We start from the raw sequence: 23,215 nt of genomic DNA, 5'->3' as shown, positions 1-23,215 counted from the left end.
GATAACTCCAGCGCCGCCCGCCGGATTTCACCAGCGTACGCAAGCGGAGACGATACATGCTCAATACGTCCAGGACGGGTAAATCAGAGGCGACGATCACCCTGTCCCCCGCGGGGGACAGGGTGATGACCACGTGCATCCACCCGCCATACACCCAGGTGCGCTCGAACAGCGTGCGGACTTCACCCGGTTGCAGTGTGGTGAACAGGTCCCGAGCGAGCTCATCCTCGACACGGGTGTTCTCCCGAATGCGCAGACACTGCCGGATGCGCTTCCAGCGCAGGGACGTGCACCACTCCTGCCCCACGAACTCCCGGTCCGCGATGAGCACGGCCCAGCGTCTGGCGGGCAGGACCTTGAGCAGACGGGCGACCAGGAGGATCCGGGCCCCGGTGCTGCTGTTCCCCTGGTGTGGAAGGATCGACCACACCAGCGGGATGACGGCGCCCCCGAGGATGGCCCCCAGGACCAGGATGTTCAGCGGGGTCTGGCCGTAGTGCCACGTCGTCCGGTCCATGATCTAGCGTGAGCTTGCCGTCGGGGAGCAGGGGAAGCAGGACGTCACAGACGTCCTGCGGGGTGAGCTGAGCATCGTGGAAGACGCGGGCCACGGTGCGGGTCTTGGATTCGAGACTGGCGTCCCGAGGCAAATGGAGCGCGATCTTGCGGTGCCGGGTGGACTCCGCCTGAAGCAGTGCCAGGAGCACTTCGGCCAGACGCCTCAGGGCATCAAGGCGGCGATGAGGCAGGTGGGCTTTGAGGTGGGCAGCCAGCGTGTCAGCATGCAGGCGGGCGGTATCGCGGATTGTCACAGACCCAGATACCGCCCTTTGTCATGCCGCACTGCGTCCAGGACGCCATTCAACCTGAAGTGTCAGGTGCTGAGGCGCTCGCCATCAGGATCACACTTCTTTTGCGTCGCCATCCAGAAACACGAGGGAGGCACAGTTCTCAGGGTGGGCCCGAAGGTGCACCCCAACAAACGCCTCCCAGTTCTCAAAGATGGTGATACTGCCGAAGGCGGAGCGCCAACACACCACGACCTGCCCCGTGTGAAAGATCACACCATCCAAGACGTGGCCCGTCCCGCTGACGCCCGTCGCATCCGCTTGGCGGATCAAGGAAAATCTCTGCGGAGCATTCATTTGGACCGCCGCCCGCCGTTCAATCGCAGGGCTGGATAATACCTGGCACCGTTGAGGTCGTAGACGACTAGTTCAGCGTCGGCTTTCTCAATGAGGTTCCGCCCCGCCTCAATCGCGAGTGGCGCCGGCGACGCCTGGAATAGATGGATTCGTTCGACGTTCGGGAATTGCTCACCAATCAATTTCAGGATGTAGCGGTATTCCGTCGCAAACAATTCGAGCTGGCTCCGGTATTTCAGGAAGTCGGTACTCGTTGACCGGGCTTGAATCTCAAAACGGGCATGTGGGACACCAAGGCTCCTTGTTACCAAGTCGGGATTGACTTTCCGTGATACGGAAACCACCAGGGCCACATCGGTCAGGGTGACATCTACCTCCTCAGGCTTAAACAAGTTGAACTCGTCGGCGATGCCAGGCTCTCCGTCATCCCAACACCAAGGGTTATTCGGCTTTTTTCGGTGCTTTTGGAATAGGTCAGCCGGCAAGCGGCTCCCTAACTTGAAGCCCAGGAGGGTCAGCAGGGGAATAGGTGCCAGGGCGAACACAGAAACATGCGCCGAGCTTTGCCGAACCTTTCTGATGATGTCCTTGACGCCTTCATTGATACTGGCACTGGCCTCTTGCCAATAGGCATCCCAGTCTTCTCCCAACGTCAGGTGATTGAGATCGACTGTCACGCCATCGTCACTGCCGGGCCACCGCGGATGAATGGCCTTGCGGATCTCGTTGAGATCAATGTGGCTCTCCTTCCCAGCGATGCGCCCTTGGATGACCATCAGAGCCGTCTTCTGATCATCAAGAGCGGCAGTCGCATCACGGACGCGCTTCTCATGCGCCTGCTTGTATTCCTGCAGGACCGCTTCGGTGTACTGGTCGACATAATCGTGGTTATCAATCAAGCTGCCATGCGCCTTGCAGGTGAGCATAAGGTTTGCAGGATCCTTGATCAGGAGAGGCGACCGGACGGCGTCACCGCGAGGGCCGTTTGCGGCCGCCGCGACAATGTGCGCAATGATGGCTCCGTTGTGTCGTTGACCCGTCAGATCGTCATTTAACAGAGGCTTATTGCAGCCGCCGAATTGGCAGCGGCCTGCTGCCCGACCCCACACCTCGTTCTGCACCTTTGGTGGTAATGGCGTACGCCCCCCCGTTTTCTTCTGTTCCAGAACTTCCGTGACGGCGGGCGTGACGGGTTGATCAGTTGCTTGTTTCTTCTTGGGTGCCATGCTGGCCTCCTGTGGGCATCTCAACCAACAAAGGGAACGTTGTCTGACCCTTCTGCCCGAACCACACGCGCGTGCGTTGGGTGCCGACGATGATGAACACCAAACCCGGCCCGCGGAAGTCGGTCTCCCGAAGCGCCGCCTTCCAGCTGCGCCGATCCAGCTTGGACGGAGTCGGTACAGCCTCTGGGTGCGTGTGCCACTCTCCGACGTATGTGCGCGTGTGGCCGCTTAGGGTCCACTGCATGCTCAGGAGCACCTGATGCGCCGCCTGATCCCGGTGGTAACGGTAGCGGCTGCGCTGGTCTTCCGGTTGTGGCGTAGTGTGCCGGTCGAGGATGATGCCTGGCGTTGCCTCAGGATGGTGGCCGATCAGCATGCCGCCAGCCTCTGTGGCGTCCGGCTGATGCTGCACGAAGCCCCACAGCGCGTTCAGAACGGCAGCCGTGACCGTGACGGTGCCGCCTGTCGGTAAGGGCAATTCCAGATTCATGCGTCTCCACAGATTGGGCAGGTGACCTGAGCAAACCCCTCGCCGACATTCAGGTGCCGCCGCTTTCTTACTGCCCGTGCGCTGAGTGTGACATGGGCCGCGCGGAGAGCGGCGCGGGCGCCCTTCCAAGAGCGCAGCAAAGACAGCCCCTCCGCTCCGGTGAGGATGGCCACCGCCTGACGCGCAGTGAACTCAGCCGTCCGGATGGCGTCCAGATCCGTAAAGGGTGTAAAGGCCGTGCCGCAGCCCAGTGCATCCCGACCGACATCCTGCCCCGGCGCAATGAACGATCCGGCATTCCACATGGGCGCGGCCGGGTCGCTGTACAGGCACCGGGGGCAGCCAGGTTGATCGGCGTACACCGTGGCGGTGTGCCCCCCGAGACCCAACGCGTCTAGCCAGGAGAGCAACGCGGGGGGATGCGGCCCGGCCCTCAGGAGGTCGGCGAGGCTGAGGTGATGGGTGGCACTCCCGGTCGCGTCAACGATCAGGTCGAAGTCGCCGAGATGGACTTCACGCCCGATGACCTGCGTCGTCCGCCCCTGCACGGGCGTCACCTGGAGATACGGGTAGCGTTCCCGCAGGGCCAGCGCCATCGCCTCCACCTTGGGCTTTCCCACGAAGCGCCGTCCCAGCGCGTGACGGAACGTGTTGTCCAGAGTGAAGGTATCCAGGTCAACCAGGGTCAGCGCGCCGATCCCAGCGGCTGCCAGCATGAATGCAAGGTGTCCGCCCAGCGCGCCGCACCCGAGCAGCAACACGCGTCGGTTGCTGAGCTGGTCATTGCTGCCACCACGCTGCATCACGTACGCCCGGTCAAGGCGCCGCACGGACTGCATGGTCAGGCGGGTGTGGGTCAGCCTCGAAGCAGGCAGGAGGGCGTGCGCAGCACGCATGCCACTGAGGCGCACGGCCACGGCGGCGTACCGTCCAGGCCCAGTGCCTGTCGGCCGGGGAATACCCAGGATGATCAGATCCTGTGGGGACTGTCGCTGCATCAGCAGCGCGTCCAGTGCAGTCAGTGTGTCAGGTAGGAGGTGGCGCCTCACCACGTCCCGCAGACTGGCCACTGTCCAGGGGTGCCCGGGCGCAGGGGGCAGCAGGGACGGACCAGCCTGGAGAGGGATGTAGAGCGCCGTGGCCGTGGGCGGTACCAACCGATCCGGGGCAAGTTGATCGAACTGCCGAGCTGCGGCAGGATCATCGGCAACTGCAATGATGTCCAACTGGCTGGCTGACACCGGCGCTTTTGAAGTCCGCTTGCTCAGCTGATGCGCGGTGCGGCGATCAGCCTTCCGCCAGGCGTGCACAGGTCTCAGGCGGTCGTCAGGCGTGAAGTACATCGGGAGGAGCGGCACCTGTTTCCTGGCTGGGAGAGCGTGACTCCAGTGACTGGCGAACTCGTCTAGGATTCCGCTGTTGTCAGGTGATGTCCGCGCATCGCTGAGGGTGGTGGTGGCCAGGCCCAGGCAGGCGGTGAGGAGATCCACAGGGCGGTGGGGGTCGAACAGCACGTCGCGGGACGCGGTGAAGCACACGTTCCCATCGCTTTCCAGGTGCCCGGTAACCTGCCCGTCGAGATCGTCCCCAGTAGCCGCCACCTGAACGAACGGCAGGTCGTGCGGGAAGGCCGATGTGACACCCACCCGCACGTACACGTCCCACCCCAGAATGGTCAGCTGCCCTTCGACGTAGGCGACCACATCGTGGTTCGTCGCCCACGTCAGGTGACGGGTGGCGCGCTTGACCTGGGCGTCCCGCAAGGCGCCAGTGGCGGCAAACTCGTCCAGGGCGGCCAGAACTTGAGCAGTGGGTTGCGCCACGCTCACCCGGAGGTGTGGGAGGGCACAATCACTGGCGGGTGCTTCTTGGACCCTTCGGTGGTGCCGTCCGTGTCGTCTCCTTCGGGAAAGTCCGGACCGAACTGACGGCGCATTGCGGCGCACGCGTCCTTGGTGGAACTTGCGGAGCCAGCAGTTTCCAGGTCAGCCAGGAGGGACTTGAGGAAGCCTTCGAGCTTGCCCATGTTGCTGTTGTTGATGCGCTCGAAGACGTCCTTGTATGGGGTGAAGGGGAGCTTCACCACAAGTCGGCGGCCTGAAGCCTCATCCTTCGAACTCCACACGCCATCCCTGAAGTTGGCGAGCAGCTGACGAACGAACAGTTCCGTGGCGAGCCGATCGTTCGCGGTCTGATTGAAGGTGTCGATCTGGGGGCGGAACCAGGTCAGGCCGGCCACCGTGAGTCCGACCCCCACGGGTGCAGCGTGGCTGGTCGCGCTTTTGTACTTACGGTCGCGCCAGCGCTTCAGGGCACGCAACACGCGCCGGAACTGACGGCGCTGCTCTTTGTCTGGAAACGTCTGCTTGATGAGGTCAGCGAGTTTGCTGGGGTGGTTGTCCTGCCACTCCTGCACGGCTGCATGCTCCTTGCCCCAGGACAGCGGCAATTCACCGCTGGTCTTCTTGTCAGGGTGGGCATAGACGGCGAGGTCGACATGGTACCCGACCTGGTACATCACAGTCACGCAGGGCGTTTTGATGCGGATGTCCTTCGTATGACCGTCCAGAGCGTCGCGAACCCACCGCTTGAGTTTGACCGGGTCATCGGCGTGGTCTTTGGGATCTTCAGCGAAGACGATGCCGACGTCAATGTCGTAGTCGTTGCTACTACCTTCGGGCTTGACCCCGGTTTTCAGGCTGTAGCTGCCCTGATTGAAGTGCGTAAACGTGGGTACGGCTTCCCCGCGCGCCTTGAAATCGCGTTCGAGGCCGATCCGCAGAGCGTCGACGATGGCCGTCCGCTTCTGGCGCAGAATCTCTTCCTCACCACTGAGTTTGATCGTGTTGACGAACGTTTCAAAGTGTCGTTGGATGTCAGCCATGGTGATCTCCTTCCCGCTGCTCGGGTTAGGGGTTGACTCAGGAGCGGTGAGGCAGGCGCACAGGTATTGAACGAGTCGCGCCGCTGTGAGTAATCTCACATCAGTCTATCAGCGTCAATCTGTTTTAAGCGAAATTTAACCTTAATATTCGTGATTTGCCATGCGTAGCGCTGAATGCCTAGTCCCATCAGCATTGCGTCACAGCGCGCAGAATTGGGCGGAGGTCACACACAGTGCACGTATCGGGCTTCGAGTGTTTACCGACAGGTTTGGACCGAGATGCTTCTACACGCCCCGTTGATAAGTGTCAGAGAAGCGGCCTGGTGCGCAGCGCTGATGAGCTGTGTTTTTTGATGCAGACCATGCCCATTGGAGAGACCCTAGCGACAGATGAAGCCGCTTTCCATTCGATTAATATTGCCGTCTGTGATTAGCGGTCGGTCGAAAGGTCAAGCGCCCAGTTAGCGCATCAAGCCGGTCAGGACCACGACAGGGTCCTGACCGCGCAACCGCGCGGTCTCCACGGTGGACTTGATCCGCATGTACGTCTGCGCACCCACCGCATTTTTGCTGCACTGCGAGACCTTCCTCGCCATCACCACTGTCCGCAGGGCACGTTCCGCGGCGTTGTTCGTCGGTGGAATGTCCGGGTCCTTCAGGAACCGCCACAACCGCTCGAGCACGCTCTGCTTCAGGATGCCCAGTCGGAGTCGCTCGTTCGCTTTCGACTTCAGCGGTGCCCGGTTCAGCAGGGCGTCCAGACGCAGGGTGAGTTCCTCACCCTGCTGCGCGTACTCCTCTCGCGTACAGACCCCAGTCGTCACGTCCTGGTGCAATCGGATGCCGTCCCGGAACACCTGCGCGACCCGTTGCCCGTACAGCTCTCCCCGCCCGGGTCGCCGCTGGAGACCAGCGGCGACCTCATCTGCGTTGCGGATCAGGTGCGCCAGGCACTTCTGCTGCCGGACGTCCTGCAGGAAGCGGCTGTCGTACGAGGAGAAACGGTCACTGATCAGCACGCCGGCGAAGTTCTGCCCCAGACCTTCCCGGACTTCCACGTTCGTGTGACGCAGGTTCGCGCGGAACAGCACGGTGTCGGCGCTGCGGAAGGCGCCTACCCAGGCGTTCTGGGCGCCGATCCGCCAGCCGGTGTCGTCGTGATGCACGTAGGGCGCCTGCTGGATCTGTGTCTGCAGTGCGTCGACGTGGGCCGCCAGGGCGCTTCCGTCGGCCGCAAGCCGCTGGGCGGCTTGCGTGATCGCACCCTGCGTGATCTGGAGGCCGCCGAGGAGGTCCATGACCCGACCGATTCGGCGGACCGGCAGGCCTAGCTCGTGATGCAGGGTCTGCAGGGTGGCGTGCAGGACGGGGCCGAGTCGATGGGCAGTCGCACCGACCTGATCGGCTTTCAGGTCGGGATGGTCACCACGCACTGCGTGGTGACACTGCGGGCACTCCATGACGGGCACGTGGTACTCGGTGACCTGCATGGCGTTCTGGGGGACGAGTTCCGTGACCCAGGCCTTGTCCTGACGGGTGAAGATCAGCAGGCCCGTGAACCCACAGCGAGGACAGGTGTTGGGCGTGTCGACCTCCACGGTGGCCGTGATCTGCTGTGGCGTGGGTGAGGCCTTGTGGGCGAAGGTACCTTCACCAGGACGGCGTCCTGGTGATTTGGGATCGGCGGTGCGCTTCTCCCGACTGAAGGGGGCGGCGTACTTGCGTTCCCGCCGTTCGAGTTCCTTGATGCGCTTCTTCAGGCGGGCGATTTCCGCTTTGAGGGCCTTGTTCTCGGCGATCAGTTGGTCGATCTGCTCAGACTGACGACGCATGATCTCGAAGAGATCCTTCTCAGTCGCCCCAGTGCCCATGGACAGCATGGTAACGGCAGAAGTGCCCGGCTTCCGGCCGGGCACTCGAAAGCGCGCTAATCACAGACATATTGCCATCTAGCGCAGTTTGCGTGTGGGGTATTTGTTCCGAATGTTGGCGGAGAAGTACGTACCGTGCGACGACGCGCTCATCAAGTCTTGATGAACTGCAGCAGGGACGCCCGCATAGCTATACAGACTGCCATTCTGGAAAGCGACTTCCAAAGTCTGCGTAAGAGCGTCATAGCCAACAGAAGCGAGATTGCTTGATGAAACGGGGACGTGGTGCATCGAGATCCTCCTGAAAGTGAATAACCTGTCTGTTCAATTTCAATGACCGAAGGGCAACGCTCTAACCTCGGCACGTGCCCCGTACTGACACGTCACTCCAAGCCGTAGTCGTTGCTACCCAGCCCATTGGGCGTGCTGCCAGTCGCGGGCGGGGTGGGGGGCGGTATCGTGGGTTCCGCCTGAGCCACGCCCCATGACGCGACCACCAGGCCGAACAGCAGCCTCAACACAGACATGAATTTCATCCCGCCGAAGCTATGAAGGCATCGGTCGAACATCGGAAAAGGCGTCCAGTGCAGCGTTCAAGACTCTTCGAGCAGGGCCAGTACGAGCAACTCGTCACCGATCTGCAGGGTCAGGCACACCTGACGACCAGTGAACGGCGTCTGCTGGGTGTCAGTGCACTGCGGTTGGGGCGGTTCCAGCAGGCCGAACCTGAGCTGCTGCGCGCCCATCTGACCGGTGACCGGGAAGCCACCGTGGAATACGGCAATCTCCTGCGCGCCACGGGCCGGTGGGGGGAAGCCCAGGCACACTTCGCTGAATACGCCAATCAAATGGACGGTGAGCTCCAGTGGCGGCTGGAACGCTGGTGGGGTGTGACCGAGTTTCAGCAGGGCGCGACTGAGTCAGGTCTCCGGCGCGTGGAGCGGGCGATGCACGGCTACCTGGCCCTCGGGGACGAAGCTGGGGCGGTCCGAGTAACGGTGTCGCTGGCCCGGATGCTCGTCACAAGCGGGCAGGTGGCGCGCGCCACCCGGCTCTACCGCGCGGTGCTGCTCAACCTGCCGGCGGCTCCCAACCCCTTGCCGCGGCTGACCGCCTTGCAGGGCTGGCTCGATCTGCTCGTGGCTGTGGGGGAGGCCCACGACATCGGGGACGCGCTGGAAGAAGCCAGGGCTTTGCTGGACACCACGTCCTCCCAGCGCGCCAAAGGGCACCTGATGACCAGCATGGCCATGCTGCACGCCCGGCGGGGCGAGTGGCGGCAGTACGGCCAGGTGCTCACGACCCTGCAGGGGATGACCGACGCTCTGGAGGATGTGGAGATCGCCCGGTGGCTGGCGCCCAGACTCGCGGAATACCACGGGCGGCAGGGGCGCTTCGCGCAGGGGTATGCAGCGCTGTACCTGTGGGTGACCCCGCCTGGTCAGTCACTGCCACCCGCCGTGCTGCTGGCCCGGGGCATTCTGGCTTGGCGGGAAGGCCAGCCGCTGCAGGCCGCGCGGGACCTGACCCAGGCGACGGAAGGGTCCACGGCGCAAGGCCAGCCGGTCTGGGCCGCGCGGGCGAAACTCCATCACGCGCACGCCCTGTACCTCAGCCGCTCCGCTGACTTTCCAGCCCAATTGCAGGCGGCCGCCGAAGATTTCGCCCGATTGCAGATGCTGCCGGCGTTCACGGCGGACCTGGAGGATGTGGCCGAGAGCCTGCACGCCGGCGCACTCGATCCAGCGCTCCGCTCGGCGCTCTCTGGTCTGCTCGGGAACGCCGCTGGCCTGCGGGGCGTGCCAGTGCAGGGCCTGGACGGGCCCCTGACGCGCCTGGACATCTCCACCCTGGGGACCGAGCAGGTCACCGTGGAAGGCGAGGCTGTGCCACTGAGCCCAGGGGCCGTAGCCCTTCTGGCGTGCCTGGTGCTGCGGCCAGGCCAGACCCGGCAGGACTTTCAGCTGGTGTTATACCCGGACAAATTCCCCAATGCTGCGGCCAGTGCCATCAAGACCCATCTGGCGGAAGCGCGGCGGCACATCGGGGAGGACGTAATTATCACTGACGGGCCGTACCACGCGCGGCGCTACCAGATCGGTGCGGGCTATGCCGTGCGCCTGGACCTCCTGGAATGGCGCGCGGCCCTGATCGCGCAGAATCTGTCTCGGGCACTGAGCCTCTATCAGGGCCCCTTTCTGCCTGGCCTGGACGGCAGCGAATGGGCTGAAGGGCTCAGGTTCGAAACTCGTGCGGGGCTGGCTTTGCTGGCGCAACAGGTGGCGCAGGCGTGGCTGGAGGCGGGAGAGCCCCTGCGGGCGATCGCCACGTGCGAACAGTGCCTGTTGGTCGAACCAAACGTGGTAGAGCTGCATGAGGTGCGTCTCCAGGCAGCCCGGCGCCTGGGTGATCCCCGCCGCATCCGGCAGTACGAGGCCGAATGGCAGGCGCTGCTGTAAGCTGAGGGTGAAGCGGTGGTACAGCCAGAGAGGATCCCCATTACAGCGAGGGCAAACCAGTCGCTGAGAAGCTCCTGCTCCTTCAGCTCCATGTTACCCCAACAACTTGCCACCACCCGTATGACGGTGACAGGTCCGAGGATCTCGAGACCAAGCTGCATGGCGTACAGAAACACAGCCTTCAAGGCTATTCTCGGACTCACATCCGTCCAGCGGATATCGCCGGTTGCTCCCTCGCACTGCTGCGCCACACCACGGACATCGTGCAGCCAGGCGACGCGGGCGCGCAGGTCATCCTCAGCCTGCGGCGTCGGGGTGTGTGTCATCAGCCGGTCAGCCGCCTGGCCAAGCACGGCGAACGGGTCCACGCCGTCATGCAAGTCAGTCACCATGGTCAGGTCCGTCCTGTGTCATCTGGGCAGGCGGGACATTCACGCCGTTGCGCTGGTCACAGCGTCACTACACGTTCAAGACCTCTGGCCCGCTGAAGGGCCTCAGTGACACTGCGCCACGGCAGAGGTGCGTCACGATCTCCTGGAACTCGGACCTGTCCTCTGCAGTCACAAAAAAATGTGCCATGTAATCCGTGCAGTGCCGGGGGCCCCCCAGGCGGGAACCGACCGCAATGCGCAGGGATTCACGCTTGATATTCGGGTGCCCCGAGAAGGATTGGATGTTCGTCACTTCAAACCCTGGCCGCGCCAGCAGGCCGACGTAACCTGCTGTTCCAGCGCGAAGGGGCAGCCGAGGATAAGTCATGGTGTCAGGCGCCACACAACTGACCCGAACATGCTCGCTGAACAAATTGATGCCGTACAGATGCTGAACAGGCCATTCAATCCCGCCGCCGCCAGGACGTGCGGCAATTTCACAGAACACCAGTTCATCGCGTGGCGTATGAAACAGTTCCAAGTGACAGACGCCCGTTTCGAACTCGAAGGCCTGAACGATCTCCTGGGCGATCTGCCGCACCCGCTCCTGGAGACCCGCATCAGTGACAATAAAGCTGCCTCCAAAGTAATCGTCCTGGTACCGACCTGGTGGGGTGACGTATTGACTGACAGAACAGAACTGGATCTGCCCCGCCAAAGCAATAAAGTCGCAATGCAACATATGACCGTCAATAAATTCTTCGACCTGCCACGCACCATCAGAGAAATGCCCTTTATCCAGGGCGAGGACCTGTGCTGGGGTATCGAGGATCTGCAGCCCCATGCTCCCAACACCCGCTGTGGGCTTCAGGACGATGCGGCCAAACTGGGCTTGAAAGTCCACGATGTCCTGCAAGGCATGCACCCGGGTGTAGGCCGGCGTGCGAACAGCTGTGAGCGTCAGCCGTTCTTTCATGCGCACCTTATCCCGCATTCTTTCGATAACGTCCGGCGAGGCCCCAGGCAATCCAAACTGGGCACGCAGCAGCGCAGCCCATAAAACCACCTTCTCCGTGGTGCCAACCACACTGGTGATCCCGTAGGTCGTGATGAGGTAGGCGGACAATGCGCGAATGACGTCTTCATCGAAATAGTCGAAGGCCGCAATCGAAGCAAACTGATGGGCGTGACGCGCTGCCCCCTCGCGATCTGTGGTGATGAGATGGACCGCGAACTCTGCGGGCGGAAGGCACAACAAACCGTTGTCCATCAGCAGGTCAATTGAGCGGTTATGGAGCAACAGGACAGAAGGGGGTGTCATGCGTGAGGCCGCCAGGGCTGAACGGGCTGACCTGCCTGGCGCATTCGAAGAAAACTCAATTTGGACAGGTGTGTCAATTCGGCCGTAACGCCACCATCATGCAAGAGTTGAAGGAGATGATTGGAGAGGTGAGCGAGATCAGCCTCCACTTGGGGTGCCTGCGACTCATACCCGTAATGAATGCGGGACCGAATGTATTCGATCTCCACCTGTTTGAGACAATCATCGCCAGCATAGACTTCGTCAAAGCCAACAGAAAAAATATGCCCGCTGGTAAGGAATTCGACATTGAAATCGAACTTCCAGCGATCAAACCGGCCACGATATTCGAAACTCGAATCGGGAAACCTCGTGTCCAAATACGTGCCCAGGTGTGTATCGCGGCTGAGCAATTCGACGAAGCGTTCACTCCGATGCAGACCATCTTCCAGAAAACCTTTTTCCTTCACCATGAGCTGCCCATCTGGCAGGAGGGTAAAGGCCACGTACCCAGTCCCCTGACCTTCGGAAAAGCGTTCAAAAAGATCGACCTGGCGCAAATACGTCTGCCATTCGGACAGAAATTCCAGGTGTAATGCTGGATGGCCGAAGTCAGGCGCCAGACCGAAAAATGTGCGGGCAAGTTGAAAGGCAGAATGGGGAGACTGAACCTGGATTTTTTGCTCCAACTCGACGCCTTTGTGATACACCAGATGGCGACCGTTATGGCTGACGATACTGTGCTTGACAGGTGAGGAGAAGGCGCACATGCGCTCGAGCAACTCGCGTTGAGAAAAGCCCTCTGAAATCCAGGTGTCCGCCAGGACAAACAGAAGCTCGTCCTTGTTTTGCATAGACAGGAGAAACAAGCGGTATTCGCCGGTCGAGGCCGCTGGAACATCAATCAAGCCGACGAGACTGAGGTCGCTCTCGTTCTCCGTGAAAGAGTCATTGCGCCGGGACCAGCCCAGGTCCTCATATGACAGTGCGGCCTGCACCACGTTATTGTCCTGATCGACTCCGAAAAATCCGTCAAGCGCATGGCCTGAGCGCGGGGCATACCGGGCCGTATGAGTCTTTGGCCAGGTTCGCGTTGAGCGGCTCAGGACGAGTGATTCGGTGGGCTTCCTCCCCCGTTGGAACAGCGACTGAATGGGCGCCACGATGCCATAGGTACCGGCGGGGATGTTTAAAGTCTTTGCAGTCATGGTTACCTCAGGTTGAACGTGATGTGGGCACAGGGTGGGGGTGTGCCGAGTGATCGACTGCCATAGAAAACTGAATGCTTCGAGCCCCCAGTTGAGCGTGGTGAAACGCCTCCTCTGGGGTCGGGCCACTGGCGACCACCAGACCACTGCGATCTTTTGAACTTCTGACCTGAGTGAGGACGTCACCTGGATGTACGAACGCCCGCCGTTCCAGAATCGGCAGCTCTGGGGGGAGAGGCACCAATGAAATGCTGAGCACCCGGCCTGGAGGTGGCGTCAGGAAGATGACGCACGCGGCACCAAGACACTGGAGCTCAGGCGGAGGATCAACAGTCCGCCCAGCCGCCAGACGCAGCCCCATCCGGATAAGGTCAACACCCGTGGCCTGGGTGACCAGCGCCGTGATCTTGTCACCACCAACGCGGTCGTGCGATTCGATGATGGTGACGCGGCCTTCATGCCACATCACTTCAGTGTGACTTGGCCCAGTCACCAGGCCTATAGCGGTCAGAAACTCACGGACCGCAGCGGCAATGCCCTGCAGCGCGTCCGGCGACATGCGCCGCGGCGGAATGCAGTGGCCCACTTCGACAAAGTGCTCGTTCACCACCTTTTCGGTCACGGCAACAATGTGGTGTTTGCCGTTGATCGTGAGGGCCTCTACACTGAATTCCAAGCCCTGGAGAAAAGGTTCTGCCAGAAAGCGGATGCCTTGGCCCAGCGCATTGATGAGCGGCGCAGGAACGTCGTCGCCCGGATCCAGCGCGTAGATGTGGACACTCCCAGTGCCCGTGACAGGTTTAACGATCACCCGGCCCTGAAGGGCAGCGCGGTGAGCCTGCAAAGCAGACAGATGCGTCACCTCATGGGCAGCGACCGACAGATGGTGGCACCCCCTGTCATGGAGATGTGCCCGCATCAGCGCCTTATCTTTAAGACGTTGTACTGCCTCCAGAGGTGTGCCCGGAAGCCCACACCTCTCCCGCAGAGCAGCGGCCAAGAGCACACCTGACTCCATAAACGAGAGAACCGCACCGATAGGGTATTGGTTGAGCACGGCCGCTAGACCATCCAGATTCTCCAGCGCATCGTCAACCGTTAAACAAACCTGGGCTTGAGTCAGGCCATACGACGTCCACTGGTTTTGCTTCCGCAGAAGAATGACATTGAGCTCTTCACTCAAAGCAGTCTTCAAAATGTTGTCGCTGGCATGCACGAGCACCACCCAGCTGATCTCTGATTTGCTCATTTCCCTCTCCTGAACCGATGAGGTCGTGCACCGGCGCCTCCGCACCTGCACTTATTAGGATGTTTTGGTCCACATGTTCTGTCGCTCGCCCGAGGCGCCGAACTGCCAGACAATCACCGCCAGAATGCACATCAGCGCGACGAACTGCGTTTGAGACACACCAAGAGTGTAGGTCCCCAGGGCTGCCAAAAGAATGCCTGAAATGGGCACAGCACCCGATATAAACATGCGAATAATCGAGTTGACTCGTCCTTGAAGTTCGCTTGGAATGGTGCTCTGCCGATACGCGATCGTGATGACATTACTCGCTGAGGTTGCAAAACTAATCACCACAAAGCCGAGCACAAACATGAGCGGGTGTGGAACGGTCAGGCATAGAGCGCCAACGCCAGCCAATGCCAGCCAGACCGTAATCCGCTGTGTTGTTCCGAGGCGAGGAAAGATCTTTCGGGTCAGCCCACTGCCAGCCAGCCCAGCGCACGCCCCTACACTCAGCGCCAGGCTGGCCTGGGCCACTGGGATCTGCATGCTGTGGGTCAGTGTGGTGAGCAGCAGGACCTCCAGCGCGCCAATGCCCAGATTGGACAGGGACATGGCGGTGGTCAGGCGACGGATTTCTGGACTGCCTTTGAAGTAGCGAAAGCCTTCCTTCAGATCTTGCGCGAGACTGGTCCGTCTCACTTCGCTTTTTTGGGTGGCAGGCAGGATGAACGCAATGCCCAGCGCGGCCACCAGAAAGCTGACGGCATCAGCATAAATAGCGGCGGGCGCACCGATCGAGAGGACAATCGAGATCGCAACGAGCGGCCCCACGACTTTGACAGCATCCGTCAGCGCGACAAATCGCCCTATGGCCGCTTCAATCTGCTCTTGCGGCGTCCAGAGTGGGATCAGCTTGTAGAAGTTGAGCAGGCTTGAGCATACCCCCCCCACCCCTGAGATCATCAGCAGGAGTAAGACGATGCTTGGTTGGCCCTTCAGAAGCGGAATGGCCCCAATGGCGACGGCCTGTATGAGCTGAGCAGCAACGTAGACGGTTCTTAAAGGATACCGATCAACGACAGCGCCAATAAAGGGGGAAATGACGTAGGGGAGACCACGTGCCGCTGCCGCGAGAATGGCATAAGCCGGTTGCCCCGTCTCCGCTAGGACCAGGAGAGGCATGGCGACATACAACAGCTGATCGCCCAGCCGCGAGACAGCCGACAGGAGAAGTAAGGGGCGCAGCGGTTTGGGGATCAAAAGAACTCCTTCATTCCAGAGCGTCGTGGCGAAGCTGGCAATGCCAGCTTCGCCACCCTGGGTTCACGATGGCACAAGCACTTGTCCGGTCGGGTGGGCTTCCTCAGATGGGCGCCTCTGCACCCCAGGGCCCGGAGACAACCGGTGGGCATTTAGGTGAAGCAGCAAGGACACGTGGGCGCCTGCCCGCAGTGCCAGGCTCGTGATGGTCTCTTCTGCCAGACCGGATGAAGGCCCATTCTGACCGGCAATCAAAATGTGGCAGGCGGCAGCTGGGTGAGGGGTCAGCTGCTGCCCGGGGGTGGCGACGCAGGATTCGACTGGAGCTGTTAGGTCCCTGATGTTGTCGGAGTGATACCCCGTCGCAAAGACGATAAAATCGACGTTGAGCACGCGTCGACCACCAATCTGCCTGTCCTGCAGCGTCACAGTCAGCAGGCACGACTCCTCATCGATGGCCAGAATTTCGCAGTGGGAATGTCGGTGCAAGCGTTGGCGACCAAGGATGCGATCGTCATAGTCACGTCGGGCCAACTCATTGAGCAGCCGGACGTCAGCGACACCGTAGTTTGAGTTTGACAGCTCGGCCCGGACCTGCCCTCGCCACGCCTGATCTGCCTGGTGGAAACGTTGCTCACTTTCCCACGTGTAAAAGCCGTTGACATACGGATTGGCATCAACCGCGCGGAACAGCTGGCCCCGAGAGATGGCGTGCAACTCGAGATCTGGACAGGCGTCTTGCAATGTCAGGAGTGCTTCAACTGCACTTTGGCCACTGCCGACCACCGCCACCCGGGGCGCCGGGTGTTTGCGGATGTGCGCAAGTGCCGTGCTGAAGTGCGAGGTGTGCCACACCTGCTCCCCGCCAGCGACTTGCAAGTGTTCAGGAACAAAGGGCGTTTTTCCTGCCGCGAGGTAAATATTCCGCGTGTACTCGATGGAGCGGCGGCCCTGGGGGTCTTGATAGGTGACCTGGAGGACTTCTCCGTGCTCAGGCAGGCACACCTTGTCAAGATTGGTGACTTCGGCAGAGTAACGCACGTTGGGGGCGAGCTTGTTCAACACCCAACTGAGATACTGTGCATATTCGAATCTCGATGGCGTGTAATCGTTCAGATTGGCTGCCTGCTGAAGACGGCCCTGGTCATGTAAAAAGCTAATATACGTAAACGCACTTTGGGGATTACGCAGTGTCACCAGATCCTTCAGGTAAGACATCTGAATCATGCTGTAGGCCGTTCTCATGCCCGCATGCCACGAAAAGGAAGCGCCCCGCTCCAAATGCAGCATCTTCCAACCAGCCAATTCAGACTGCTCAGCGCACGCGATCAGGAAGGAGAGCTGGGCGGGACCAAGGCCGATCCCGATCAGGTCATAAATGACAATCTCTTTAGGCGAAGGATGCGGCGTCATGTGCCTCCATCAGTCCGTTCATCGGACGAATTCCTATAAGCGCAAAGTGCTTGAAGACTGCAGCAGCCACCGCATCTGCATCTTTGTCATCTACGGCCACATCGCAGCGATCAATGTCGCGGATCAGATTGTTGATTTCGTACTTGAGACGATCCTGAAAGTGAATGAAACTCTGCGTGCAGGCCCCATCAAACGACTCGTGGCCGGAGAACCGCTGTCCTCGCCGGAGCAGGGAAATTTCTGGGCTGACGTGCAAATACACAATGGCGTCGGGCAATGGCAAGAGATGGCGGAGACTGCCCATGATATCAACACGCTCATTGAAGAGGATCTCTTTGGCGAATGATTTAAAGTAGTACGAGTCAACGATGACATCCTGTCCAGCATCAAGTTTAGGCCGGATAACATGTTCATAGAGCGCCACATAGAATTTGATGAAGTCCAACGCTCGTGTGACTGGTTGAAGTTGTCGGCGGATTTCTGACGAGTCACTGTGCAGGGCCCAGCCATACACCTGGGCGAGGGCGGGGTCTGCCTGCATGGCGCGCCAGTCCACCGTGCAGTAACCGCTTGATTTCAGAGTACGTAACAACGTACTTTTCCCGGCCCCATCGCCACCCAAGACAACAATAAATTTTCCACCGTTTGGCGTCATATCTGGCCTCTCGCCTGCGTCGCCAGGCGCTCTGCACGGGCACGGCGCTCAGCGCTTTTAAACGTCACTTTGCCGGCATCGGTCGGGTCAATGTGCCGGAGCATTCGGGGCAGCGCACGGCACATGCCCATTGGCAATCCAAGCGCTTCCATGAGCTGTGTACTGGCAATCGGACCGTCCAGTCGTCGCAAGTACCACGCGACCCGGTCCACCGCCCGGTATGGGATCTCCTCATACACATCTGACCGGACGTGACCCGGGCTTCCCAGGGTCAGCGGACCCGGTGCCATGATCTGCATGAGGTAGCCACGCCGGTGCATCAACGTGCGCGTGGAGACGGAGGTCCCCACCTGTTTGCAGGGTTCGCAGTGAACCGTCAGGCGCAAGCGCACCGCGCCGAAGACCAGTTCACTGCCAGAGGCGAGGGCGTGAAGATCAATATCCTGGAGGACCAGATCTTCTTTCAAAACCCCAGGCTCCAATCCCAGTTGATGGAGGGTATGGAGGTCTGTGGCCAGCACCTGCCGCACAGGGGACGTCGGAAAATGGCCCTGGATGCCCGCCAAGGTCAGGATGAGCTGTTCTGTGCGCCGCCCAGGGTGCCCATGTGCCGCCCGGTGGTAGAGAGCGTGAATTTTCATTCGTGGCGACGCGGCAGAACAAAAGTCGTTTTTGCTGCACTGAAGATATTTGGTTTGTGACCAAGGAGTCGCGCTGTATGTGTATGCGAAAGATCCCAGTACTGTTGAAACTGCTCCCGACTCAGGCCCCGCATGTTCATATCGGCGAGATGTATAACATTCTCTGGCGCTTTTTTCATGACCGCGCTGTACTTCGGGCGGGGTTTAATCCGCAGGGTCAAGGCGGTATAGGGCGCGCGTCGGTGACCGGCATGTCGGCATGCGTCGCAAATCCAGTGACCCATGAGGTCAACGGGCCGATGCGGGCCCGAATGCCAAGGCAGAGGAGGTTGTCGTGACTCACCTCGTCTTCGACGAAGAGGAATTCACTCGCTCGTATCATGCCAATCAGCACACGTAAGTCTCTCACTGAAGTCACTGTTGGAAACACCAGGGTTAACGTCGAGACATTTTTTTGCGCTCAGTGCCTCTGCAATACTCCGATCAATTTCCAAAATACTCGGTTTCCACACAATGGTTTGCCGCCAGCGAAAAAAGTCTGGCCGACGGGCCGCAACAGCGGCGAAAATACACCCGGCCTTGCCACGGGCAAAAAACTGCCACATTTCCTTCTCAACAAGCTCCTGTGTGGGCAAACTCGATGTCAGCATTTAACTCCTTTCCATAGTTAACGTTGTGCTGTCGGCAGACGACAAGCACGCGGCGGCATACGGGGCCCAAGCCGTGTCGAGTCGACACGACGAAATGAGATCGTGATGTTGGATGAGCGACCCTGAACCGGGGCGCGCACAACCATAGAGCAGCCCTCGTGCTTTGTCATGCACATGTGAGCAGCACATCGGGTGCTGGGGGCCAGGCCCCAGTGGCCATAGGCATGAGGCCCTGTGCGCAGAAGCAGCCTATGGCGGTGGGCATGGGCGGAGTCGGCGCACAGATCGTGCAAGGCGTTCGTGTGGCTGCCGCCGCACACACTCCTGGCTGGCCGGATACGCGGTGGTGAAGCAGGCCCCTCAATTGTCATCCGCAGGTCAGCAGCATGGACACGTGCCCTGTCTGACTCAGCCTGGTGTCTTCTGCCTTGAGCCTGTGCTCCTCTCCAGGTGGAGCTCGGGGCGCCTCCGTTTCTGCACATGGGCTGGCCCCAAATTTTGGACAGTTTCGAGTAGAGACTCGGCTCAAGAGCAGGGTACATCATCAGCGGTTCCTGCCTGACCAGGGGAAGGTCGGACGTTCGCCTGTGCGGTGTTCTGTCCGCACAGGGGGGCGTTCGGCCGCCCCCTGGACTGTTCGGCATGCTCGTGAGGGGTTCGGTAGCCCAGCGACGAATGTGGCCGCCTCTCGTTGTAAAACGCCTGGTAGCCATCCAGCACCACCTGGGCGTGCCGCGCGAGTACAGCACCTCCAGATTCAGGCATTCCTCCGCAGCCGAGAGTGAAAACTCTCGGCGTAGCCGTTTTGCCAGGGCTTCCCCGGCTCAATGAACCGGGTGCCGACCGCATTCACAGCCAACCAGATGCCCAGGTCACGAGCCATAAACTCTGGCCCGTTGTCACTCCGGATGAATCTGGGTGCACCACGCGCCGCGATGACGTCCTGAAGCACGTCCTTCACATCCAGGGATGTGAAGGACGCCGCCACCGCAGCGCCAGGGATTCACGGGTGAACTCGTCGGTCAGCGTCAGGATCTTCAGCGTTGTCCCCCCGAACGTCTGGTCGAACAGGAAGTCATACGTCCACACGTGATCGGGAACTCAGCCTGCATGGGAACACTCGCCCCAGTGCGGATCTTCTTCCGGCGCCTGGTCGTGACCGTCAGGTGCTCCTCGCGCCAGATGCGCCGGACCTTCTTCCGGTTGATGCGATGTCCCTCCTGGACGAGCAGCGCGTGAATGAACCGGTACCCGCGTCGAGGATGCACAAGGGCCAGTTCGCGAATGCGCTGCCGGAGATCCCCATCGTGACGCGGCTTCGGACGGTAGTACCAGGTGGATCTGGGAATGCCCACCAGGAGGCAAGCCCGTTCGGGCTTGACTGGGCGGCAACGAGTTGCCTCGCTGCCGCCCGTCTCTCGGCGGGCGTCACCGCTTTTTCTGGATCACGTCCTTCATCGCATCGATTTCCAGGCGTTGCTGCCCGACTATTTTCAGCAGGCGGGCGTTCTCTTTCTCGAGTTGGCGAAGCCGCTTGGCTTCGCCAACAGTGGTGTCGCCGTACTTCTTCTTCCAGGCGTAAAAGGACGCCGGACTGCAGCCGAAGTCACGGCACAGGTCCTCGACTGGCTTCTCACCCTTTTTGGCGTCCTGGAGCAGCTTGATGATCTGATCTTCGCTGAACTGCCGGTTTTTCATAGGGGCCTCGCTTCCCAGCCTACGGCTGGCGGGGGCGAGCCTGACTCTCTACTTCATCCCGTCCAGTTTTCGGGGGGCAGACCACACACATCTGTAGAACCGCGCGGCGCTCAGCCAGTACAGTGCAGCCATCCCCCATGACCCTGGCCACTCCCGCTGCTGCCTCCCAGGGCGTCCTCCTCCGCGCCGTGGCCGCCGCCACAAACCCCGGCGCGCCGAAGGCGAGTACGAGACCAGCCTCAGCCGCGGGGTCACCACCCTGATCGCCGATCAGGTCACCCTGGCCCAGCAGCTCCAGGCCTGGGACGCCATGCGTCAGAACCTGACGGGCAGCGCGGCCCCACAGGCGGACCCCGCCGCCCACGGCCGCGGTCGAAGCGCAGGCGCTCCGGGACCTGCAGGCGGCACTCCCAACCGGCTGGACCCTGGAAACCAGCATCATCCTGGCGCGTGGCGGCGACGCGGACGCCCTGCTCATCACCGGCAATGGTGAACGGTTTGCCCTGGACGTGAAGGCCCGCACCGACGAGATGGACCTCAGTGCCCCGAAGGGGGACCGGGCCAAGAGCTGGGCGGAGATTTACGAGCAGGTCACCCTGGCTGCCCGGCAACTTCAGGCCCAGGGCGTGGTGTGGCAACCCCGCACGAAAGACACCGCCTTCACACCCGTGGGTGACCTCTGGGCCGCGCGGGGGGACGCCAGGGCGCTGGTGGGCGCCCTGCAGGAGCGCACCACACCTCAGGCCGCTGCGTCCACCCCACACGAGGTGCTGGAGGTGTCCCCAACCGCGACATTGGAGGACATCAAAGCGGCCTACCGCCGACTGGCCAAGCAGTATCACCCCGACGGGTCGCCAGCCTGGGGCCAGAGTTCCGGCTGCTGGCCGAACAGCGGATGAAGCAGATCAATGCCGCGTATGAAGCCCTGACGGGGCGCTGAAGACTGCCTTGCACGTCAAGGACCACAGCAGTTCGCGTCGGCGACCTAACTTACCCAACTGGCTTCTGACACACGGCCTGACGGGCACCACAGGCGGACCGCCTGAAAGACTTTACGCCGGAGGGTCAGTCCCCAGCGACCTCGGCACCGACTTGCCCTGCCAGCGCTTTGGGCACGTCAGTGTGTAAAAGCTCATCGTGGCGCCCAAGGCCAGGAGGGACAGCGCGCCGTAGCCCAGAGGAATTACCATGCCCCTATACCCCAACGCCAGCACATCGTGTGGCGCCCTTCGGATTTCCTCACGCCAGCTCAAGCGGTAGACCACCGTGGTCGGCGCCAACGCCAGGGTGATCAGCCCGAGGATGACCAGCACCAGCCAGCGCACAAATTGAACGTTGTTCTGTTCACTGCCCACAGGTTGTCTCCTGGCTGGGCTGGAGTGAGTCTGCGAGTACCGGGCCCCGTTACGGGGGACTTGGTCTTCATGCGCACTGCCACAAGCGCCTGGCCGCCACGATATCCACGGTCGGCGCGTTCTGCAAATCTCCGTTGTTCGTCTCGCGCTGCAGCACGAGACGGCTGACGTGCAGCACAGAATGTCACGCGGCTCCCGCCATTCAAATACGACCATATCCATAAAAATTTCCAGTGTTGGTTAAGAGGTTAGCCGAGAACATGTCGGGCAGGCCCTGTGCACTTGGTTAAATCGGCTCGTCCTCTGTACCGGACATCTTCAGGTTGAGGCTGTGCTGGACGCAAAATTCCTGAACGTATGATCGGTCGCGAATCGGCACAACAAACGGCGGTGTTTTGGGTGTGTGACCATCCCAGAACCCGCCGATCTCCAGCGTACTGAACTCACCCGCCATTTCAAAGCCTGCGTGCCCTTCCTGCGCCACGACACGCTGCAGCGTGTCGTGGACGTGATCTTCGCGATGGTGACCGCGAGGAGCGTGAACCAGAGTGACCTGTGCGCCCACCTGCCTGGGGCAAGCTCCCTCGACGCGAAGAAACGCCGGGTGGAACGAGGGTGCCGGGATCCCCAGCTGACTGGACCGGTGTTCCTGGCCTTCCTGCTGGCCCTGCTGCCCCCTGGGAAACTGCTGCTCAGCATGGACCGGACGACCTGGGAGCGTGGCGAGTCGCCCCTGAACCTCCTGGTCCTCGGCGTCGTGTTGCACGGGTACACGGTGCCGCTCGTCTGGACCGCTCTCGATCACGACGGCAACAGCGGCACGGTCCGGCGCATCCAATTGGTCTCACGACTCCTGAAGGCCCTTCCAGCGGGCCGCTGGAAGGGCCTGGTCGCTGACCGGGAATTCATCGGCGGGGAGTGGTTCCGGTTCCTGAGACGCAAGGGCATCAAACGGGCCATCCGCATCCGGAAGAACGCTGTCGTGGACGAGCTGCGCGTGGACACGTGGTTTGGAGATCTGCAGGTCGGGGAGGTGCGGTGCCTCGCCGAGCGGGCCAACGTCTACGGTGAGGTGATGCAGGTCGTGGCCACCAGGTCCCCCGCGGGGGACCTGGTGGCCATTGCCACGGATTTCAGCGTGTGGGACACCTGCATGCTGTACCGGGCTCGCTGGTCGGTGGAGTGCACGTTCGCGAGCCTCAAGGTCCGCGGGTTCGATGTGGAGCGGACCGGCATCACCCACCCGGACCGGCTGGAACGTCTGTTCGGGCTGGTCGTCCTGGCCTGGATCAGCTGCCTCCGGGTCGGCGTGTGGCTCCAGGCGCAGGTTCCGGTCAAGGTGAAGGCTAATGGCCGCC

General features: G+C 61.3%; 18 protein-coding genes and 2 pseudogenes. 3 read left to right on the top strand and 17 right to left on the bottom strand.

The features are described from left to right. Positions 1-61: 61 nt before the first annotated feature. From BXU09_RS17390 to BXU09_RS22135, 7 genes and pseudogenes are all read right to left on the bottom strand, one after another. Positions 62-707: pseudogene (locus BXU09_RS17390) on the bottom strand (IS4 family transposase); the annotation flags it as partial. Between the two features lie 434 nt (positions 708-1,141). Continuing rightward, positions 1,142-2,371, bottom strand: a complete 1,230-nt coding sequence (locus BXU09_RS17380) for an SAVED domain-containing protein (protein ID WP_144012331.1) — start codon at positions 2,369-2,371, stop codon at positions 1,142-1,144. After that, entirely contained in the window at positions 2,343-2,861 is a 519-nt protein-coding gene (locus tag BXU09_RS17375) for a Mov34/MPN/PAD-1 family protein (protein WP_078305602.1), read from the bottom strand. The genes BXU09_RS17380 and BXU09_RS17375 overlap by 29 nt, the downstream gene beginning before the upstream one ends. Next, positions 2,858-4,684: a ThiF family adenylyltransferase gene (locus BXU09_RS17370; protein ID WP_078305601.1), complete on the bottom strand. Its 1,827-nt coding sequence runs from the start codon at positions 4,682-4,684 to the stop codon at positions 2,858-2,860. Before BXU09_RS17370 ends, BXU09_RS17375 begins: the two co-directional genes overlap by 4 nt. 2 nt (positions 4,685-4,686) lie before the next feature. Beyond that, complete coding sequence (locus BXU09_RS17365; RefSeq protein ID WP_078305600.1) at positions 4,687-5,745, bottom strand: nucleotidyltransferase; 1,059 nt, start codon at positions 5,743-5,745, stop codon at positions 4,687-4,689. 461 nt (positions 5,746-6,206) lie between these two features. Then, complete coding sequence (locus BXU09_RS17360) at positions 6,207-7,616, bottom strand: IS66 family transposase (protein WP_240501480.1); 1,410 nt, start codon at positions 7,614-7,616, stop codon at positions 6,207-6,209. Positions 7,617-7,694: 78 nt separating this feature from the next. Next, positions 7,695-7,907, bottom strand: coding sequence for a KTSC domain-containing protein (locus BXU09_RS22135; protein WP_078305598.1), 213 nt, complete (start codon positions 7,905-7,907; stop codon positions 7,695-7,697). Between the two features lie 257 nt (positions 7,908-8,164). Between BXU09_RS22135 and BXU09_RS17340 the strand changes: the two genes are divergently transcribed. Continuing rightward, a complete protein-coding gene (locus BXU09_RS17340; protein ID WP_144012330.1) occupies positions 8,165-10,075 on the top strand; it encodes a hypothetical protein in 1,911 nt (636 codons plus the stop codon). A gap of 459 nt (positions 10,076-10,534) precedes the next feature. Here BXU09_RS17340 and BXU09_RS17335 read toward each other — a convergent pair whose 3' ends face one another. The 9 genes and pseudogenes from BXU09_RS17335 to BXU09_RS17295 form a co-directional block, all read right to left on the bottom strand. Continuing rightward, positions 10,535-11,767 carry an ATP-grasp domain-containing protein gene (locus BXU09_RS17335; RefSeq protein ID WP_078305594.1) on the bottom strand — a complete coding sequence of 411 codons (1,233 nt, stop codon included), beginning with the start codon at positions 11,765-11,767 and terminating at the stop codon, positions 10,535-10,537. Beyond that, on the bottom strand, positions 11,764-12,954 hold the full coding sequence (locus BXU09_RS17330) for a hypothetical protein (protein WP_144012329.1): 1,191 nt from the start codon (positions 12,952-12,954) through the stop codon (positions 11,764-11,766). The genes BXU09_RS17335 and BXU09_RS17330 overlap by 4 nt, the downstream gene beginning before the upstream one ends. Positions 12,955-12,961: 7 nt before the next feature. Then, entirely contained in the window at positions 12,962-14,203 is a 1,242-nt protein-coding gene (locus BXU09_RS17325) for an ATP-grasp domain-containing protein (RefSeq protein ID WP_078305592.1), read from the bottom strand. 54 nt (positions 14,204-14,257) lie between these two features. Then, entirely contained in the window at positions 14,258-15,445 is a 1,188-nt protein-coding gene (locus tag BXU09_RS17320; RefSeq protein ID WP_168174663.1) for an MFS transporter, read from the bottom strand. 63 nt (positions 15,446-15,508) lie between these two features. Beyond that, entirely contained in the window at positions 15,509-16,858 is a 1,350-nt protein-coding gene (locus tag BXU09_RS17315) for a SidA/IucD/PvdA family monooxygenase (RefSeq protein WP_078305590.1), read from the bottom strand. Then, positions 16,836-17,513 carry a hypothetical protein gene (locus BXU09_RS17310; protein WP_078305589.1) on the bottom strand — a complete coding sequence of 226 codons (678 nt, stop codon included), beginning with the start codon at positions 17,511-17,513 and terminating at the stop codon, positions 16,836-16,838. Before BXU09_RS17310 ends, BXU09_RS17315 begins: the two co-directional genes overlap by 23 nt. Next, on the bottom strand, positions 17,510-18,079 hold the full coding sequence (locus tag BXU09_RS17305; protein ID WP_168174662.1) for an MOSC domain-containing protein: 570 nt from the start codon (positions 18,077-18,079) through the stop codon (positions 17,510-17,512). The genes BXU09_RS17310 and BXU09_RS17305 overlap by 4 nt, the downstream gene beginning before the upstream one ends. 1,349 nt (positions 18,080-19,428) lie before the next feature. Continuing rightward, positions 19,429-19,653, bottom strand: a pseudogene (locus BXU09_RS22010) (integrase core domain-containing protein); the annotation flags it as partial. Between the two features lie 579 nt (positions 19,654-20,232). Further along, a complete protein-coding gene (locus BXU09_RS17295) occupies positions 20,233-20,502 on the bottom strand; it encodes a transposase (RefSeq protein ID WP_078305587.1) in 270 nt (89 codons plus the stop codon). A gap of 509 nt (positions 20,503-21,011) precedes the next feature. Between BXU09_RS17295 and BXU09_RS17285 the strand changes: the two genes are divergently transcribed. Next, complete coding sequence (locus BXU09_RS17285; protein ID WP_078305585.1) at positions 21,012-21,401, top strand: J domain-containing protein; 390 nt, start codon at positions 21,012-21,014, stop codon at positions 21,399-21,401. A gap of 153 nt (positions 21,402-21,554) precedes the next feature. Here the strand turns inward: BXU09_RS17285 and BXU09_RS17280 are convergent, their stop codons facing one another. Further along, entirely contained in the window at positions 21,555-21,857 is a 303-nt protein-coding gene (locus BXU09_RS17280; protein WP_078305584.1) for a hypothetical protein, read from the bottom strand. 520 nt (positions 21,858-22,377) lie between these two features. On the opposite strand from BXU09_RS17280, the gene BXU09_RS17275 reads away from it, so the two are divergent. Beyond that, the coding region (locus BXU09_RS17275; RefSeq protein ID WP_078305768.1) for a transposase at positions 22,378-23,215 on the top strand (838 nt) is incomplete at its 3' end.

This window comes from Deinococcus sp. LM3, from assembly GCF_002017875.1.
Classification (GTDB): Bacteria; Deinococcota; Deinococci; order Deinococcales; family Deinococcaceae; genus Deinococcus.
The sequence above is the reverse complement of the archived record's forward strand: the minus strand, read 5'-3'. Positions and strand labels throughout refer to the sequence as shown.